Here is a 16,832-nt window from a genome sequence, read left to right as displayed (position 1 = left end):
CGGCTGTAGCTCAGTTGGATAGAGTACTTGGCTACGAACCAAGGGGTCGTGGGTTCGAATCCTGCCAGCCGCACCACCTGACACGAGTAGCAAACCAACGGCTTAGAGAACTTTGATCTCTAAGCCGTTTTTGCGTTTGCCTGGCGCATCGCACCTCGCCCGCGATCACCGGCTCTGAACCGTCCCCCGGTGCCGGCTGCCAAATTGACGCTGGAATCGGGCCCCGCTTACACTACGTCATCGATACCAGCATCGGCACCCGCTTGCTGGTCGGGACAGCGCAGATGACGCCACACCAGCTTCGGTGCTTCACCGCCTGCCACGCCCGCCACGCCCGCCCATTCGTACTGCTACCGTTGCCCGAGAGCCGAACATGCGCATTCCGCCGCTGAAGTCGATCATCGCGTTCGAGAGCGTCGCGAGAACGAAGAGCGTTAGCCGGGCATCCGAGGAACTGGGCCTGACCGCATCAGCGGTGAGCCATCAGATTGCCAACCTCGAAACCATCATCGGCCAGCCGCTATTCTTCCGGCAGGGGCGAGGGCTGACGCTCACGCCAGTCGGAGAGCAATACCTGCGCGACGTCACAGGTTCGCTTGCGGAACTGAACCGCGCCACCGAGCGCGCATCGAGCCAGGCGGAAGTCGACATACTCAGGGTGCATTCGAGCCCGAGCTTCGGCCTGATGTGGCTGCTGCCGCGGTTGAAGTCGTTCCAGGCCGACAACGGCGATATCCAGCTGAATATCGCCTGCTCCTACGAGGATGTCTCCTTCACAAGCGGCTACTACGACGTCGATATCCGCTATGGCTATGCGCACTGGCGGGACTTGCAGGTCAAGACATTGCGCAACGAATTCATCGCGCCCCTGGCCTCCCCCGAGTATCTTGCCAAACACCCCATACGCACGCCGGCTGACCTGCCGGGCCAGCGCCTGATCTTCTCGGAGACGCCACTTGTCCAATGGCAGCAATGGTTTGCCAGGTTTGGCGTGTCCGGCGAGCACCAGGCGTTCGACTTTTCCTTTGACCGCTCTTACATGTCGCTGGAGACCGCGGCACTGGGCATTGGCGTGGCGCTGGAAAGCATGCTGCTCGCGTCGGTCCATATCGGCAAGGGAACGCTGGTGCCGGTCTTTGACCCGGCGTATGCCGTTGAGGTTGGGGGCCATCACATCGTCTGCCCATCGCAGAACGCGGATCTGCCCCGGGTACAGCGCTTTCTCGACTGGATCGACCGGGAATTGAAGTAGCACAGCTGCGTCACAGGCAGTCGGAAGTCTTTCTTATTGTGCAACGCACAATGCTCTCGACTCGCGGAACCCAATCCCTCATCTGAAAATTTCTCAGCAATAGCTGAGACGGACTGCATTGATCGGCGCTGCCCGAGGCACGACACTCGGATCATCATTTCAACAGCCAGGAGACAAAGATGATGCTCGAGAACAACGTTGTGATCGTAACCGGCGCCGCCTCCCCCCGCGGCATCGGCAGGGCAACGGCAAGCGCCCTTGCCGCGCAGGGCGCCAAGGTGGTGGTCCTGGACCTGCGGCAGGCTGACGCTGAGCGCGCAGCGCTGGAACTGGGCGCAGGTCATCTTGGCATCGCATGCGATGTGACCGACCGCGAGGCCTGCCATCTGGCAGCACGCGCCACCCTGGAAACATACGGCCGGATCGATGGCCTGGTCAATAACGCGGGGATTACGCAGCCGGTACGGACACTGGACATCCAGCCCGCCAATTTCGACGCCGTGGTCGATGTGAACCTGCGCGGCACGCTCTACATGTCGCAGGCCGTCCTCCCGCAAATGAAGGCGCAAAGGCGCGGCAGCATCGTTTGCATGTCGTCGGTCTCCGCGCAACGTGGCGGCGGCATCTTCGGGGGGCCGCACTACAGCGCGGCCAAGGCGGGCGTACTTGGCCTTGCACGTGCCATGGCCCGCGAATTCGGTGGCGACAACATCCGCGTCAATTCGATCACGCCGGGCCTGATCCAGACGGACATCACCGGCGACAAGCTCACCGTTGAAATGCGTGCCGACATCATCAAGGGGATTCCGCTGGGCCGCCTGGGTGACGCCGCCGACGTGGCCAATGCCTGCCTCTTCCTGATCAGCGACCTGTCCGCTTACCTGACGGGCATCACGCTCGACGTCAATGGCGGGATGCTGATTCACTGATCGGCCTCGACGACCGCCTTCATCTGGCGGAACTATCCGCGCACCCGGGCGAACCCGGGGCGCATGGCAGGAGACAACATGAAAACCAAATACGCTTCGCCCGTTGCGGGCGATGTGATGGCGCACGCGGATGCGGCCACCTTTGAATCCAGAACCTACGCAAAAGTGGTACGGCGCCTGATACCGTTCCTGATGCTTTGCTATCTCGGCGCCTACCTGGACCGGGTCAATGTGGGATTCGCCAAGCTGCAGATGCTCAATGACCTGCGCTTCAGCGAAACGATCTATGGCCTCGGCGCCGGCATCTTCTTTCTTGGCTATTTTCTCTTCGAAGTCCCGAGCAACATGATCCTGCACAAGGTGGGTGCGCGCAACTGGCTCGCGCGCATCATGCTGACGTGGGCCGTCATCTCGGCGAGCTTCGCGTTTGTCAGCAGCCCCACCTCCTTTTACGTGCTGCGTTTCCTGCTCGGCGTGGCGGAGGCCGGATTCGCGCCGGGTGTCATCCTTTACATGACCTACTGGTTCCCATCGGAACGACGGGCCAAGGCGCTATCGATGTTCTTCATGGCGATTCCGTTGGCGGGCATCGTGGGCGGACCGCTTTCAGGCTACATCATGCACGCGTTCCACGGCGCGCTGGACCTGGCTGGGTGGAAGTGGCTGTTCATGCTGGAGGCGCTGCCCTCGCTCATTCTCGGCATTGCCATCCTGCTCTACCTGGACAACGGCATCCAGAGTGCGAAGTGGCTCACCGAAGCGGAGAAGGCGCTGCTTGCGCGCAACGTCGCTGGCGACAACGCCCAGAAGGTCTCGCACGTGTCGATTCGCGCGTTCATCGCCGATCGCCGGCTCTGGCTGATGGCGGCCATCTACTTCTGCGTCGTGCTCGGACAATATGGCCTGACGTTCTGGCTGCCGACCATCGTCAGGAAGGCTGGTGTCGCCGATCCTTTGTGGGTGGGCATCCTCACCGCCTTGCCATACCTGTGCGCGATTGTCGCGTTGCCACTGGTTGGCATGAGCGCGGACCACCACCGCGAGCGGCGCCTGCACCTGGCGATCCCGATGCTGGTGGCGGCGGCGGGCTTTGCGGCGCTTCCTCTGCTTGGTGGCGTCGGCGCGTCGCTCGTCTGCCTGAGCATCGCAGCGGCGGGCATCCTGGCATCGTCGTCGCAGTTCTGGGCGTTGCCCACCGCTTTGCTGGGTGGCATGTCGGCAGCGGCCGGGATCGCCGCCGTCAACTGCGTGGCCAACCTCGCAGGGTTCTTTTCCCCGGCCATCGTCGGCTGGCTCAACGATCTGACCGGGAACGCGACGGCCGGCCTGATCTTCATCTCGGTTGCCATCGTTCTCGGCGCAATGCTTGTCTTCCTTGTCCCGGCGAAGGCAGTCAACCGCTGAGATTTCCCATTCCCTTGACCATCAGATACACGCAGGAGACGAACATGAATTCATCATCATCCGACGCGTTGGTGCCATTGCCAGAGCGCGCCTATCGCATCCGCAGGAATGCCCTGTTGATGGGCGAAGTACAGGGCCAGGGCTATATCGGGCAAGCACTCGACATTGCAGACGTCCTGGCCGTCGCGTACTTCGGCGCCATGAAGTACCGTCCGGAAGACCCCGGGTGGGAGGGGCGAGATCGCTTCCTCCTGTCCAACGGGCACTACGCCATTGCCTTGTATGCCGCGTTGTTCGAAGCAGGCATCCTGCCTGCGGGCGAGCTGGAGACGTATGGCAGCGATGATAGCCGCCTGCCGATGTCAGGCATGGCAAGTTACACGCCGGGCATGGAGATGTCCGGCGGCTCGCTGGGACAAGGCCTGACGATCGCGGTTGGCCGCTGCCTGGGCCTCAAGCGCAAGGGCTCCGATGCCTTTGTCTATACGCTGTTCTCCGACGGCGAACTGGATGAAGGCGCGATCTGGGAAGGGATCATGTCGGCGAGCCACTGGAAGCTGGACAACCTGATCGCGATGGTCGACGTCAACAACCAGCAGGCCGACGGGCCATCGACGCAGATCATGGCGTTCGAGCCGCTGGTGGAAAAGCTGGAGGCGTTCGGCTGGTTCACGCAGCGCGTGGATGGCAACGATATCGCGGCGGTGGCGGCCGCGTTCGATGCGGCGCGGTCGCATCCGGGCGCGCAGCCTCGCATCATTGTTTGCGATACACGCATGGGCTGCGGCGTTCCTTTCCTGGAGCAACGCGAGAAGAACCACTTTATCCGCGTCGACGCCCACGAGTGGCAGCTCGCGCTGGAAGCACTGGAATCCGGGAGACAAGCATGAGCAACGCAACCTTGAACAAGCCGCGGCTGAAGACGTCCGCCATGATCGCGTCCATCGCCGCGGAGGGCCAGGCGACGCGCTCTGCACCGTTCGGACAGGCGCTGGTGGAACTGGCCCGCAGCAAGCCCGAAGTGATCGGCATGACGGCCGACCTCGGCAAATACACCGACCTGCATCTCTTTGCCAAGGCGTACCCCGAGCGTTACTACCAGATGGGCATGGCCGAACAGCTGTTGATGGGCGCCGCCGCCGGCCTTGCGCACGAGGGGGCGCAACCCTTTGTCACCACGTACGCGGTCTTTGCCACGCGTCGCGCCTATGACTTCATGCACCAGGCCATCGCCGAAGACAACCTGGATGTGAAGATCGTGTGCGCGCTGCCCGGCCTGACCACAGGCTACGGGCCCAGCCATCAGGCCGCGGAGGATCTGGCGTTGATGCGCGCGATGCCCAACATGACCGTCATCGATCCGTGCGACGCGCTGGACATCGAGCAGATGGTGCCGGCCATCGCGGCCCATCGCGGCCCGGTCTATGCACGGCTGCTGCGCGGCAACGTGCCCGTGGTGCTGGATGAGTATGACTATCGTTTTGAGCTTGGCAAGGCAAAGCTGCTGCGCGACGGCGCAGAGGTACTCGTGATCTCGTCGGGCATCATGACCATGCGCGCGCTCGAAGTGGCCAAGGCGCTGGAGGCGGATCGCATCGGCACCGCCGTGCTGCACGTGCCGACGATCAAGCCCCTGGACACCGAGACCATCGTGCGCGAGGCAAGGCGCGCCGGCCGGCTCGTCGTCGTTGCCGAGAACCACACGGTGATCGGTGGTCTTGGCGAAGGCGTGGCGGCAGCGTTGATGCGCGCGGGCGTTAGCGCGCCATTCCGGCAGATTGGCCTGCCGGATGCGTTCCTCGATGCTGGCGCTCTGCCCACGCTGCACGATCGCTACGGCATTTCGGCCAAGGTCATGGCGGCAACCATCAAGGGCTGGCTAGGCTGACGAGTAACGAACGGCCGCAGGCAAGCAAGCGCGGCCCGGCGGCGGTGGGGTTACCACTCACCGCCCCCCCGATCCACCGCACCTTGGGAGGGAGCGAGCGCTGAAGCAATCGCTCGCATGGCCGCTCAGTAGAGCAGCGCGCTCAGGTCGGACTTTCTGTCGGCCGCTTCACGCCCGTCGCCCGCTTGTCGCTGCGCAAACGCGGTCGATCCCGCATACGTGGCCAGTTCGCCCGGTTCGGCTTCTATCAGCCCCAGCGCGATATCGGGCCCAACCCGAAAGCCGGCAAGCTCGATGGCACCGACGATCGCTTCCAGCGCAGCCTCATTGGAGGGGAGATCGGGCGCAAAACCGCCCTCATCACCCACGGCGGTAGAGAGGCCACGCTTTCGCAGCACGCGCTTGAGCGAGTGAAATACCTCGGCACCCCAACGGATAGCCTCGGCAAATGACGTGGCCCCTGCCGGCAGAATCATGAACTCTTGTATGTCGACGTTGTTGTCGGCGTGAGCGCCGCCGTAGCGCGCCGGGTCATTGTCCCGGAGTTCCAGCGCTTCCCGGCTGCCGGTGGAGGCGCCCGAGGGAGGCAGGCGCATATCCACAGGCGCCATCGGCCAGTGTCACCTCCGCGGCCACGGTCGGATTGCCGCGGGAGTCCAATACCTCGAAGCCTCGAATGGATCGGATGACGGTCGTGATGAAATGCCTCAAATAGTGATGTCGCGGGTGCCCGGGGTCTTCAGGCGGCCGGCTGGCCGAGCGTTGCGATGCGAAGCAGGTTGGTCGTGCCAGGCGTGCCAAAGGGCATGCCCGCGGAGATCACGATGACTTGCCCCGAAGTGGCGAAGCCCTCGTTCTCGGCTGTGTCGCAGGCATAGTTCGTCATCTCGGTGACGCTCTCCACTTCATGGATGATCACCGCATGGACGCCCCAGACGAGTGCCATGGCACGCGCGGCATGCAGGTTCGGGGTCATGCCGATAATGGGGGCATCGGGACGCTCGCGCGACATGCGCATGGCGGAATAGCCAGAGCTTGTGTACGCCACGGTGGTGGCTACGTGGAGAAGCCCGGCCACGCGGCGCATTGCGCTGCCGATGGCGTTGGCGATGTCCGGCTCCGGCGGGGTCTGCGATGCCTCCATGACCTCCCTGTAGTACGGATCTGCCTCCGTCTGCACGATGATGCTGTTCATCATCTGCACGGCTTCGACGGGGTACTTTCCTGAGGCCGACTCCGCGGAGAGCATGACGGCGTCCGCGCCATCGTAGATGGCAGTGGCAACGTCGGAAGCTTCGGCGCGCGTCGGAACCGGCGAGCTCACCATGGATTCCAGCATCTGCGTGGCGACAATGACGGGCTTGCCCGCTTTGCGGCAAGCCTGCACGATGCGCTTCTGGATCGACGGCACCTGCTCGGCGGGCATTTCGACGCCAAGATCGCCGCGGGCGACCATCACCGCGTCGGTTTCGGCCACGATGGCATGCAACTCGGCGATGGCCGCGGGCTTCTCCAGCTTGGCGACGATGCTGGCCCGGCTGCCGGCAATCTGCTTGATCTCGCGAATATCTTCCGCGCGCTGGACAAAAGACAAGGCGATCCAGTCGACCCCGAGCGACAAGCCGTAGTCCAGGTCTTCGCGGTCCTTTGCGGTCAAGGCCGACAGCGGCAGCACAACACCTGGCACGTTGACGCCCTTGCGGTCGGACAACACCCCACCGTCGATCACTTCGGTCTCGGCATGGTCCGGCCCGAATGCCTTTACCCGGAGGCGGAGCTTCCCATCGTCGAGCAACAGGTCCGTCTGCGCTTTCAGCGCCGCGAAGATCTCGGGATGAGGCAGCGCAACCCGGGTCGCATCACCCGGGCGGTCCTTGTCCATGTCAAGCCGGAACGTCTGGCCTTGCACGAGCGTAACGGGACCGTTCGCGAACTGCCCCACGCGCAGCTTTGGCCCTTGCAAGTCCAGCAAGATGCCGATTGGCCGTCCCAGCTCCGTCTCCAGATCCCGGATGAGGTTGAGGCGTGCCTTGTGGTCGGCATGCGTGCCGTGACTGAAATTCAGCCGGAAAACGTCGGCGCCGGCCATGAACAGGCGGCGAAGGGTTGCAGCATCGCTGCTGGCCGGTCCGACGGTGGCGACAATCTTGGCATTTCGAGTGCGGCGCATGATCTAGCATCCTTTCCCGGCCGGGCTGGTAATCAGCAAGGCACGGAAGTCGTTGACATTGGTAAGCGTGGGGCCCGTGACGATGGAGTCGCCAAGCGCCTCGAAGTAGGTGTGCCCGTCGTTGTTGGCGAGAAAGGCATGCGGCACCATCTCCCTTTGCCAGCCTCGCGCGAGTGTCGTGGGGTCGGCGTATGCGCCCGCGATCTCTTCGATGCCGTCCACGCCATCCGTGTCGGCGGCCAGCGCAAAGACATTCGGGTGGCCGTCCAGCGCAATGGCCAGGGAAAGCAGGAATTCCACGTTGCGCCCGCCGCGGCCGTCGCCTTTGACTGTGACGGTGGTCTCGCCCCCTGACAGGAGCACACACGGAAGCTGGAATGGCTCCGTTCCCTGCGCGGCCTGGAAGGCGATGCCAGCCATCACCTTGCCGACGTCGGCGGCCTCGCCTTCGATGCGGTCGCCCAGTACATAGGGCTGGATGCCCGCGGCGGCCGCTGCCTGCGCGGCGGCGGCAAGGGAGATGGCAGGCGTCGCGATCATGCGCACCTCGCTGCGCGCGAGCCGTTCGTCACCAGGCTTGACTGACTCCCCGCTGCCGGACGCCAGCAGACGCTCTGCGCTGGCCGGGAGCAGGATCCCGTAGCGCCGGACGATATCCAGCGCGTCCTGGCACGTCGTCGCGTCGCATACCGTCGGCCCGGATGCGATATTGACCGGGTCGTCGCCGGGTACGTCTGAAATCAACAGCGTAACGACGCGAGCCGGATGGCACGCAGCGGCAAGCCTTCCGCCTTTAATGCCGGAGAGATGCCGTCGCACACAGTTCATCTCCGAGATGGTCGCGCCGCTGGCCAGCAGCGCCTGGTTGACGGCACGTTTTTCCTCCAGGCTCATGCCGGCCAGCGCAAGGCTAAGCAGCGAGGATCCGCCGCCGGATATCAGGCAGATGACCAGATCGTCCGGGCACAGCCCCGAAACCATGTCCAGCATGCGAACCGCGGCACGCTGGCCAGCCGCGTCGGGTACCGGGTGCCCGGCTTCGACGACTTCGATGCGCGAGGTCGGCGCGGCGTGGCCGTACCGCGTCACAACCAGGCCAGCGAGCGGGCCCGGCCAAGCCTGTTCCAGCGCCCGGGCCATGCTGGCAGCGGCCTTGCCGGCCCCGACGACGATGGTGCGGCCGACAGGCGGCTCGGGCAATGCGCACGCCAGGCAGTCCTGCGGGTCCGCTGCGGATACGGCAGCCCTGAAAAGCGACGCCAGGAATGCCCGGGGGTTTTCAACGGTGAAGTGTTTCACGATGCGCTACCTGTTTCCGTTCTGGTGTCAAGCGCTCTTGCGAGCGTCGGCGGCATAGTTCGGCTGCAACGGCACCAGGGGGATTGGTTCCGGCGCGACACCTTCGTAGAGTTGCTCCAGGTCCTCTGGGGCGACTTCGCCATTGAGGACGCGTTGGACGCGGTCCTCGTCGAGTGCGCCGACCCACTTGGCAATCGCCATGGTCGCAACCGCGTTGCCGATGGTGTTGGTGATGGCGCGCGCCTCCGACATGAAGCGATCCACCCCAAGCAGGAGAACCATGCCCGCCACCGGAATCTTCCCCAGCGACGCGAGCGTCGCCGCCAGGGTGATGAAGCCCGAGCCGGTGATGCCCGCGGAACCCTTCGAAGTCAGCAGCAGCACACCGAGCACGACGAACTGGTCGGTGAGGGTCAATGGCGTGTTGGTTGCCTGTGCGATAAAGATCGCTGCCATGGTGTAGTAGATGCACTGGCCATCGGGGTTGAAGGTAAGGCCCGCCGGCACCACCAGCCCGACGACGGGCTTCGACACGCCGACGTTCTCCAGCTTGCGCATCAACTGCGGAATGACGGATTCCGACGAGCTCGTTCCCAGCACGGTCAGGATTTCGTCCTTGATGTATTTCAGGAAGTTGAACAGGCCAAATCCGCAGATGCGGCAAATCGCACCCAACACGATCAGCACGAACAGCGCGCAGGTCCCATACATGGTGGCGACCAGCTTGCCAAGCGATGCAATGGAGCCAAAGCCATACTTGCCCACCGTGAATGACATGGCGCCGAACGCGGCAACCGGCGCGACGCGCATGATCATGCCGACGATCGCGAACATGGCATTGGCAAACGAATCCAGGGCGGCGACGAACGGCTTGCCGCGCTCTCCCAGATGGGCCAGGGCCACGCCCATGAATACCGAGAACACGAGGATCTGCAGGATGTCGTTCTTGGCGAGCGCATCCATAATGCTCATCGGCACAAGGTTGAGCAGGAAGTCCATGATGCCTTCATGCTTTACCTGTGCCGTATAGGCGGCAATGCTCTTCGTGTCGAGCGTCGCCGGGTCGACGTTCATGCCATGGCCGGGCTGTACCACATTGACCACGATGACACCGAGCAGTAGCGCAAACGTCGACAGCACTTCGAAGTACAGCAAGGCACGCCAGCCTACCCTGCCAAGGTCTTTCATGCTTTCCATCTTGGCAATGCCGAGCACGACCGTCGCGAAGATGATGGGTGCAAACACCATCTTGATGAGGCGGATGAAGATATCCCCAAGTGGTTTGAGCTCGCTGCCGATATGGGGCATGAAGATGCCCAGCAGGATGCCCGCCGCCACGGCAATGAGCACCTGGACATACAGTGAGCTTATGAGTCGTCTTTTCATGATGTCTCCTACGGCGACGCACTTGCAGCGCTGCCTGTCTTGCCTTCATCAACTGAATGCGGTCGACGTCTTCGCGACGGCCATGCCGCTTGGTCAGTCCATGCTTACGTGCGCCTCTTTGACGAGCTTGCCGAAGCGGGTGACTTCGTCCTTGATCTGGGCCGTCATCTGGGCAGGGGTGTTGCCGACCGGTTCCGCGCCGATGGCAGCGAATTGCCTTTTCACATCGGGGAGTGCCAGGGCCTTGGTGATTTCCGTGCCAAGCCGGTTCACAATCTCAGGCGGTGTTCCCGCAGGGGCAAGGATGCCGAACCAGGAGGCGATGTCAAAACCCGGCAGGCCGGACTCGGCAAGGGTAGGCACGTCCGGCAGTGCGGAAGAACGCCTGGCCGTGGCGACCGCCAGCGGCTTGAGCTTGCCTGCCTTGATGTAAGGCAGCGCGGATGACGCGGTGTCAAACATCATCGACACCTGGCCGCCCATCAGGTCGGTGATAGCCGGGGCGCTCCCCTTGTAGGGAACGTGGACGATGTGGGTGCCGGTCTGTACCTTGAATTGCTCGCCGATAAGGTGATGGGCCGTGCCGTTGCCATTGGACGCGTAGGTCAGCTTTCCCGGGTTGGCCTTGGCATAAGCGACCAACTCCTGCACGCTCCTGGCCGGGAAGCTTGGGCTGACGACGAGCACGTTCGGCACGATGGCAACCACGGACACCGGCGTCAGATCCTTTTGGACGTCGTAGGAGAGCTTTTTGTAGACGTTCGGTGCAATGGTGTGATGCACCGCCCCCATGAGCAGCGTGTAGCCATCTGGCGCAGACTTTGCCGCGGCGTCCGCGCCGATGGTGGCACCAGCGCCCGGCCGGTTTTCGATGATGACGGGCTGGCCCAGCGCCTGCGCGAGCTTTTGTCCCACGGTGCGGGCAAGGACGTCGGTGGTGCCCCCGGGGGGAAACGGGACAATGAGGCGAATGGGCTTGGTGGGATATGCCTGGGCGAAAGCGGTGCCGGCGCCCAGGGCGAGAGCGAGGGCGAACGCAGCCACCGCAGTCCGGATAACGGATTGCATGCCTGTCTCCTGATGGCATTCTTGATTGGCCGGCCCATTGCAGGGCCGGCACGGTGCGGGGCACCTGTGCCTGTGCTAACCCGCTAGCGGTTTGCCGCGGCGCGGCAAGCCGCGCTTCTTTTCTTGCTTCAGGCCGCCTTCTTGACCTGATCGGCCAACACCTTGCAGATGGCTTCGGTGACAGACGCGGTGGTCGCATGGCCACCCAGATCCGGGGTGAAGACACCGTTGGCGGTGATCTGCTCGATGGCTGCCATCAGGCGGTCCGCCGCGGGCTTCTCGCCCAGATGCTCGAGCATCATCGCCGCGGTCCAGAAGGTGGCGATGGGATTGGCCACGCCCTTGCCCGTGATATCGAAGGCGGAACCGTGGATCGGTTCGAACATCGACGGGAACAGGCGTTCCGGGTTCAGGTTGGCGGTCGGTGCGATGCCGAGGCTGCCGGACAGCGCCGCAGCCAGGTCGGACAGGATGTCGGCGTGCAGGTTGGTCGCCACCACCACGTCCAGCGTATGGGGCTTCAACACCATGCGCGTCGTCACGGCGTCAACCAGTTCGCGGTCAACCTTGACGTCCGGATAGTCCTTGGCGACTTCGTAGAAGATCTCGTCCCACATCACCATGCCGAAGCGTTGCGCGTTCGACTTGGTCACCAGGGTGAGGTGTTTGCGGGGGCGCTTCTGCGCGATCTCGAAGGCGAAGCGGTGGATCCGCTCGACACCGGCGCGTGTGAAGACAGCGGTTTCCGTGCCGGTCTCGATAGGCAGGCCACGGTGGGTACGACCGCCGTTGCCGGCATACTCGCCTTCCGAGTTCTCGCGGATGATGACCCAGTCGATGTCCTTGCCATTGGCCAGCGGGCTCTTCACCCCTGGCAGCACGCGTGCGGGGCGTACGTTGGCGTACTGGTCGAAGCCCTGGGCAATCGGTAGGCGCAAGCCCCACAGCGACACGTGATCGGGCACGTTCAGGGCGCCCACTGCGCCAAAGAAGATGGCGTCGAACTGCTTCAGGCGTTCCAGCCCACCTTCGGGGATGTAGTAGCCTTTCTCCAGATAGTAGTCGGAGCTCCACGGGAAATGTTCGACGCCCAGCTTGAAGCCGCCATCTTGCCCCGCCAGGGTCTCCAGCACTTGCAGACCAGCAGAGATCACTTCCGGGCCAATGCCATCGCCAGGGATGGCTGCAATCTTGTATTCACGCATCGCGTTGCTCCTCTCATTGTTTTCCACAAACCAAAGGCCGCTTTCCACCGCCAGGTATGCCGGCGTCCTTCTGTGACCAAACTATCGTTGAAAACCGAGGGAGTAAGATGAACTCTATTTCAAACTAATATTAACTTGAGGTTGAAGATGGGACAGCCTTCGGAACTTGCTTTCTTCGCCGGCCTGGCCAAGGCGGGCAGCCTCTCGGCCGCAGCGCGTGAGCAAGACGTCACCCCCGCGGCCATCAGTAAACGGCTAGCTCAAATGGAGAAGCGGCTTGGGGTGCGGTTGCTGAACCGGACAACGCGGCGCATCGGCCTGACCGCCGAAGGGGAGGTCTACCTCGAGCACGCCCGGCGCCTGCTCGCGGAGATCGAGGATCTCGATCAGTTGATCTCCAGCAGCCATGTGGCGCCGCGAGGAACACTGAGGGTCAACGCCCCCCTGGGGTTCGGGCGAACCTACATTGCGCCCGCCATATCCGATTTCGCCAAACGATATCCACAGATGGAGGTGCAACTCCATCTGACGGACAGGCCAATGAACCTGGGCGATGAGGGATTTGACATAGGGATCCGGTTCGGCGAGATCCCGGACACACGCCTGATGGCGCGGAAGATCGCCGACAACCGGCGTTTGGTCTGCGCCGCGCCCTCATATCTGAAAGCCCACGGCACGCCGGTCACGCCGCACGATCTGACGCAACATCAATGCATCGTGCTACGCCAGAACGACTCTGCCTATGGCATCTGGCGCTTCGCCAAGGGGAAGAAGACGGAAACGGTAAAGGTACGTGGCGCCCTGAGCAGCAATGACGGCGAAGTGACGCTGACGTGGGGCTTGGCCGGGCAAGGGATCTTGCAACGCGCGGAATGGGACCTTGCCAAGTACCTCCGAAGTGGCCGCCTGGTCTTGCTGCTCGAAGACTATGCCCTACCACCAGCCGACATATTTGCCGTCTTTCCGGAGCGGCTGAACATGTCGGCCAAGGTCCGGGCGTTCCTCGACTTTCTCGTTGCGCACTTTGAAGGCAAGCGGCTTAGGGTACGTGGGGGTACCTCTTCTTGGTAAGCATAAACAGCCTGCCATGAGGCCGGCGCCGGCACTACGAAGATGGCCTGCCCGTAACCGCCCGGGAGGGAAACGCGGCGGGAGCGCATGCATATTCTCATACGTAATGAAGATGCTGGCCCAGCGACGGTGATCGTGGTGAGAGCGGTGAGAGGGCCCCTCACCGCCGCCCCCCGATCCACCGCACGATCTCCCCGAACACCGGCATGTCCATCGGCACCGACAAGTCCAGCGCCAGGCAACGGCGGTAGTATGGGCTGAGGTCCAGCCCCACGCCAAGTCCCAGCACCTCCACGTCGCGCAGCGTCTCGTGGCGCGCCACCACTTCCTTGAGGTGGTTGTCCAGGTAGAACGCATCGTTGGCTTGCCCCGTGGCGCTGTCCATCGGGCTGCCGTCGGATACCACGATCAGGATGCGGCGGGTCTCGGCGCGCGCGAGCAGCCGCGCGCACGCCCAGTCGACTGCCTCCCCGTCCACGCCTTCGCGGAACAGGTCGGCCTTGAACAGCGCGGCGATGTTGGCGCGGGCACGCCGCCAGCTCGTGGCCGCGTCCTTGAACACCATGTGACAGGCTTCATTCAGCCGCCCGGGATGCGCGGGCCGGCCGCGGGCCAGCCAGTCGAGCCGGGCGCGGCCGCCATTCCACGCGCCGGTGGTAAAGCCCAGCACCTCGCTGGCCACGCCGGCCTGGTCGAGCGCGCGCGTGAGAATGTCGACCATCATGGCCACCGGCTCGATATGCGCTTTCATCGAGCCCGAGCAATCGATCAAAAAGCTCACCGCGCAGTCCGCCTGCAGCTGGTGCCGCTCTTGCCGGAACAGACGGCGCTCGGCCGGCGAGGTGACCAGTTGCGCGAGGCGCCGGCCGTCGATGCGGCCGTCTTCCTCGCCGAAGGACCAGCCATCGCGCTGCGGCACGGCGAGCGATGCCGTCAGCGCGCGCGCCAGCCTTGCCACGTTGATGCCTTGTTCGGCGATGCGCTGGTCGAGGCGTTCGCGGTACGCCGCCAGCAGATCCTTGCGCACCAGCGTGCCGGGGGCGATTTCCCGGTCGTAGCGCGTGGTGTAGGCGCGGTAGCCGTGGCCGCACGCGTGCAGCACGCGGCTGTTGCCGGTGGCCGCCATGGCCATGGCGTCGAGCTCGTCGTCCTCGCACCCGAGCGCCAGTGAGAACGCCACGCGCACGGCTTCGTTGTCTTCGGCCTCTTGCTCATCGGCTTGCATCCCGTGCGTGCGGGTGGCGCGCAGCATCTCGCCCACCAGCCGTGCCAGTTCGAGGGCATGGATGGCAAACGCGCCCTGCTCCGCGCGGTGCCGGCGCAGGCCCGCCAGCGGCACGCCGAGCACCGGCACGATGGCCGCGCGCGTGGCTTCGATCAGGTCTTCGGTGTCTTCCAGCACCGGCCAGCCCGACAGGCGCGACCACGCGATCTGCGCCACGGTGTACAGCAGGATGCCAAGGTGGCTCTCGGCCAGGCCGCTGCGATGGAAGCCGCGGGACCAGGCCGCGAAGCGGTGGCGCAGGTTCTGCGCGACGCCCGGCATGCCGGCTGGCAGTTGCGACTCGCAGCGCAGTTGCTCCAGCAGCTCGAACACCAGCCGTTCCACCGGATCCGCCGGGCACAACTGCTTGTGCAGATCCGCGTCCGAATGCGCGAGCCGTAGTGCCGCCCCATCCGCCGCGCCGCGCAGGCAGGCAAAGTCGTCCACCTGCGGGTCGGTGCGCAAATGCGGCGCATGCAGCGGCAGCGGCCGCAGGTCGCGGCACAGGCGGCCGTCACGATAATGCAGCGCGCGCTCGCCCGTGAGCGCGCGCACCACCGCCGCGCACAGGGCCTCGCGCTGCTGGCCGCGGCGGGCCGCCTGCCGGGGCGGCGGCATCAGCACGGTTGCGCCGCGTCGCCTTGTGCGGCTTCCACTTCCCGGCCAAAACAGCGCTGGAAATACTCGCCCACGATCGGGCGTTCGGCGTCGTCGCATTTATTGAGAAAGCTCAGCCGGAACGCCAGCGCCGGATCGCGGAAGATCTGGCAGTTTTCCGCCCAGCTGATCACCGTGCGCGGCGACATCAGCGTGGACAGGTCCCCCGTGGCAAAGCCCTTGCGCGTGAGCTCGGCCACGCTCACCATCGATGCGATCAGCGCGCGGCCGGCGTCGTCCGCCAGCTCCGGCACGCGGGCCAGCACGATGCCGGCCTCTTGCGCGCGCGGCAGGTAGTTGAGCGTGGCGACCACGTTCCAGCGGTCCATCTGCGCGTGGTTCAGCATCTGGGTGCCGTGGTACAGCCCGTTCAGGTTGCCAAGCCCCACGGTATTGGCGGTGGCGAACATGCGGAACGCCGGATGCGGATGGATCACGCGGTTCTGGTCCAGCAGCGTGAACTTGCCGTCGCGCTCCAGCATGCGCTGGATCACGAACATCACATCGGGGCGGCCCGCATCGTACTCGTCGAAGATCAGCGCCACCGGGCGCTGCAGCGCCCACGGCACGATGCCTTCCTGGAACTCGGTGACCTGGCGGCCGTCGCGCACCACGATGGCGTCCTTGCCGACCAGGTCTAGCCGGCTGATATGGCCGTCCAGGTTCACACGCACGCAAGGCCAGTTCAGGCGTGCCGCCACCTGCTCGATATGGGTGGACTTGCCGGTGCCGTGCAGGCCCTGCACCATCACCCGGCGGTCCCGCGTGAAACCGGCCAGTATCGCCAGCGTCACTTCGGGGTTGAAGCGGTAAGCCTCGTCGATCTCCGGCACGTGGTCGTCGCGCTCGCTGAATGCCGGCACCATCAGGCCGGAGTCGATGCCAAACAGGGTGCGTGCCGCAACCATCTTGTCTGGCTTGCCAGTCACGATATCCATCACGTCGGTCTCCTTTGGGCGCGCCCTTTCAGCCATGATAGAGCAGTTTCGTTTTTAGATACAAATCATCTCGTTTATTTATTTTACCTATTGACCTTCGTCTCCATGTGCCATACATTTTTGGCAACAACACTTTTCGGGACTATTAGTTCCGTTTTAATAAACATACCGGAGACGCACCATGAGTGAACACCTGCCTGAAGCCATCAAGACCACCGCGCTGCCCGCCACCACCGGCCCGCAGGAGATGACCCCGTCGGAAGCCTTTGTCGAGACCCTGGCCGCCAACGGCGTCACCGAC

General features: G+C 64.0%; 13 protein-coding genes and 1 pseudogene. 6 read left to right on the top strand and 8 right to left on the bottom strand.

All coding sequences use genetic code 11. The features are described from left to right. The first annotated feature begins 373 nt into the window (after positions 1-373). The 5 genes from AC1RWI_RS35250 (at position 374) to AC1RWI_RS35230 (ending at position 5,473) form a co-directional block, all read left to right on the top strand. Positions 374-1,252: a LysR substrate-binding domain-containing protein gene (locus tag AC1RWI_RS35250; RefSeq protein WP_043356366.1), complete on the top strand. Its 879-nt coding sequence runs from the start codon at positions 374-376 to the stop codon at positions 1,250-1,252. A 179-nt stretch (positions 1,253-1,431) separates the two neighbouring features. After that, positions 1,432-2,181, top strand: a complete 750-nt coding sequence (locus tag AC1RWI_RS35245; protein ID WP_043356367.1) for an SDR family NAD(P)-dependent oxidoreductase — start codon at positions 1,432-1,434, stop codon at positions 2,179-2,181. A gap of 78 nt (positions 2,182-2,259) precedes the next feature. Beyond that, positions 2,260-3,585: an MFS transporter gene (locus AC1RWI_RS35240; RefSeq protein ID WP_492870626.1), complete on the top strand. Its 1,326-nt coding sequence runs from the start codon at positions 2,260-2,262 to the stop codon at positions 3,583-3,585. A 44-nt stretch (positions 3,586-3,629) separates the two neighbouring features. Further along, positions 3,630-4,475 (top strand): transketolase, encoded by an 846-nt coding sequence (locus AC1RWI_RS35235; RefSeq protein ID WP_492870625.1) that lies wholly within the window; start codon positions 3,630-3,632, stop codon positions 4,473-4,475. After that, entirely contained in the window at positions 4,472-5,473 is a 1,002-nt protein-coding gene (locus AC1RWI_RS35230) for a transketolase family protein (protein WP_043356372.1), read from the top strand. Before AC1RWI_RS35235 ends, AC1RWI_RS35230 begins: the two co-directional genes overlap by 4 nt. Positions 5,474-5,721: 248 nt before the next feature. Here the strand turns inward: AC1RWI_RS35230 and AC1RWI_RS35225 are convergent. From AC1RWI_RS35225 to AC1RWI_RS35200, 6 genes and pseudogenes are all read right to left on the bottom strand, one after another. Next, positions 5,722-6,172: pseudogene (locus AC1RWI_RS35225) on the bottom strand (hypothetical protein); the annotation flags it as partial. 40 nt (positions 6,173-6,212) lie between these two features. Next, positions 6,213-7,643, bottom strand: a complete 1,431-nt coding sequence (gene pyk, locus AC1RWI_RS35220) for a pyruvate kinase (RefSeq protein ID WP_043356374.1) — start codon at positions 7,641-7,643, stop codon at positions 6,213-6,215. Positions 7,644-7,646: 3 nt separating this feature from the next. Further along, the gene (locus tag AC1RWI_RS35215) at positions 7,647-8,942 is read right to left on the bottom strand and encodes a glycerate kinase type-2 family protein (RefSeq protein WP_492870624.1); all 1,296 of its coding nucleotides are present in this window, start codon (positions 8,940-8,942) and stop codon (positions 7,647-7,649) included. Between the two features lie 27 nt (positions 8,943-8,969). Then, on the bottom strand, positions 8,970-10,328 hold the full coding sequence (locus AC1RWI_RS35210) for a dicarboxylate/amino acid:cation symporter (RefSeq protein ID WP_492870623.1): 1,359 nt from the start codon (positions 10,326-10,328) through the stop codon (positions 8,970-8,972). A gap of 93 nt (positions 10,329-10,421) precedes the next feature. Further along, the gene (locus AC1RWI_RS35205; protein ID WP_492870622.1) at positions 10,422-11,396 is read right to left on the bottom strand and encodes a tripartite tricarboxylate transporter substrate binding protein; all 975 of its coding nucleotides are present in this window, start codon (positions 11,394-11,396) and stop codon (positions 10,422-10,424) included. A gap of 128 nt (positions 11,397-11,524) precedes the next feature. After that, the gene (locus AC1RWI_RS35200; protein ID WP_492870621.1) at positions 11,525-12,601 is read right to left on the bottom strand and encodes a tartrate dehydrogenase; all 1,077 of its coding nucleotides are present in this window, start codon (positions 12,599-12,601) and stop codon (positions 11,525-11,527) included. A gap of 147 nt (positions 12,602-12,748) precedes the next feature. Here AC1RWI_RS35200 and AC1RWI_RS35195 point away from each other — a divergent pair, with 147 nt between their 5' ends. Beyond that, on the top strand, positions 12,749-13,672 hold the full coding sequence (locus AC1RWI_RS35195) for a LysR family transcriptional regulator (protein ID WP_492870620.1): 924 nt from the start codon (positions 12,749-12,751) through the stop codon (positions 13,670-13,672). A gap of 160 nt (positions 13,673-13,832) precedes the next feature. On the opposite strand, the gene AC1RWI_RS35190 is transcribed toward AC1RWI_RS35195, so the two are convergent. Both AC1RWI_RS35190 and AC1RWI_RS35185 read right to left on the bottom strand, forming a co-directional pair. Then, the gene (locus AC1RWI_RS35190; protein WP_492870619.1) at positions 13,833-15,554 is read right to left on the bottom strand and encodes a cobaltochelatase CobT-related protein; all 1,722 of its coding nucleotides are present in this window, start codon (positions 15,552-15,554) and stop codon (positions 13,833-13,835) included. After that, positions 15,554-16,531 carry an AAA family ATPase gene (locus tag AC1RWI_RS35185; protein WP_043356383.1) on the bottom strand — a complete coding sequence of 326 codons (978 nt, stop codon included), beginning with the start codon at positions 16,529-16,531 and terminating at the stop codon, positions 15,554-15,556. The genes AC1RWI_RS35190 and AC1RWI_RS35185 overlap by 1 nt, the downstream gene beginning before the upstream one ends. Positions 16,532-16,832 lie beyond the last annotated feature (301 nt).

The sequence above is a fragment of the Cupriavidus sp. MPR-AND1C genome (assembly GCF_058809705.1).
The sequence above is the reverse complement of the archived record's forward strand: the minus strand, read 5'-3'. Positions and strand labels throughout refer to the sequence as shown.

Coding starts and splice junctions, on each gene's coding strand:
- AC1RWI_RS35245 (WP_043356367.1), top strand. CDS start 1,432: ATGATGCTCGAGAACAACGTTGTGATCGTAACCGGCGCCGCCTCCCCC.
- AC1RWI_RS35230 (WP_043356372.1), top strand. CDS start 4,472: ATGAGCAACGCAACCTTGAACAAGCCGCGGCTGAAGACGTCCGCCATG.
- AC1RWI_RS35210 (WP_492870623.1), bottom strand. CDS start 10,328: ATGAAAAGACGACTCATAAGCTCACTGTATGTCCAGGTGCTCATTGCC.
- pyk (WP_043356374.1), bottom strand. CDS start 7,643: ATGCGCCGCACTCGAAATGCCAAGATTGTCGCCACCGTCGGACCGGCC.
- AC1RWI_RS35185 (WP_043356383.1), bottom strand. CDS start 16,531: ATGGATATCGTGACTGGCAAGCCAGACAAGATGGTTGCGGCACGCACC.
- AC1RWI_RS35205 (WP_492870622.1), bottom strand. CDS start 11,396: ATGCAATCCGTTATCCGGACTGCGGTGGCTGCGTTCGCCCTCGCTCTC.
- AC1RWI_RS35235 (WP_492870625.1), top strand. CDS start 3,630: ATGAATTCATCATCATCCGACGCGTTGGTGCCATTGCCAGAGCGCGCC.
- AC1RWI_RS35195 (WP_492870620.1), top strand. CDS start 12,749: ATGGGACAGCCTTCGGAACTTGCTTTCTTCGCCGGCCTGGCCAAGGCG.
- AC1RWI_RS35190 (WP_492870619.1), bottom strand. CDS start 15,554: ATGCCGCCGCCCCGGCAGGCGGCCCGCCGCGGCCAGCAGCGCGAGGCC.
- AC1RWI_RS35200 (WP_492870621.1), bottom strand. CDS start 12,601: ATGCGTGAATACAAGATTGCAGCCATCCCTGGCGATGGCATTGGCCCG.
- AC1RWI_RS35240 (WP_492870626.1), top strand. CDS start 2,260: ATGAAAACCAAATACGCTTCGCCCGTTGCGGGCGATGTGATGGCGCAC.
- AC1RWI_RS35250 (WP_043356366.1), top strand. CDS start 374: ATGCGCATTCCGCCGCTGAAGTCGATCATCGCGTTCGAGAGCGTCGCG.